This is a genomic window from Streptomyces sp. CO7, from assembly GCF_053474865.1.
In genome coordinates this window covers 674,681-675,336 of sequence record NZ_JBRIOU010000004.1, presented here as the reverse complement: position 1 = coordinate 675,336, position 656 = coordinate 674,681, and the positions used below count along the sequence as shown (strand labels likewise).

The 656-nt window shown below is 81.4% G+C and carries 1 pseudogene; it reads left to right on the top strand.

Annotated features, from left to right (window positions below):
* Nucleotides 1-656: pseudogene (locus tag ACOV8S_RS15885) on the top strand (hypothetical protein); the annotation flags it as partial.

Genomic DNA, 656 nt, shown 5'->3' with positions numbered 1-656 from the left:
GCTCCGGTGGGGGTGGGGGAGACGGTCGGCCGGCTGCTCCAGGAGGCGGTGCGCAAGCTGACCGCCCTGGACGGCATGGCCTTTCCGGTCCGCCCCGAACGCGAGACCCCGGCGGTGACGGCCGGGGCCGAGGCGGCCCTGCGCGAGAGGCTCCTCACCCCGCTGCGTCGTGAGGTCCTGGCCGCCGCCGACGGCCGCAGTACCGCGCGGGACCTGGCCTTCCGGCTGGGCCGCGGGGTCTTCGTCGTCACCGTGGAGGTGGCCCGCCTCCTCGAGGAACGCCTCCTGCACTGCCCCGGCGGCCCGGCCCCGGTCCGCGTCGGGCCGCTGCCCGGCCTGGGGGTCCTGCCCCGCGTCCAGATGCCGCCCGCGGGCGTCGCGCCGGTTCCGCCCGTGGATGTCGCCCGGGTCCCGTCGGCGGACGTCGCCCCGGCCGCGGTCCCGCGACCGGGACCCGGTCGGTCCCCCACGGCCGCCGGGGCGACGGGCGACGCGAAGCCGCCCGGCGCGGACCCTGGCGCACCGGACGGCGCAGAAGCGGAGCGGGCGGTGGACGCGGGACGCGGACCGGTCGGCGAGGGCGCGGCACACCCACCGGCGGGAGCCGCAGGGCCGGTGGGCGGCGGCGACGGGCGCCCGCCGCACCCCGCCCCCCC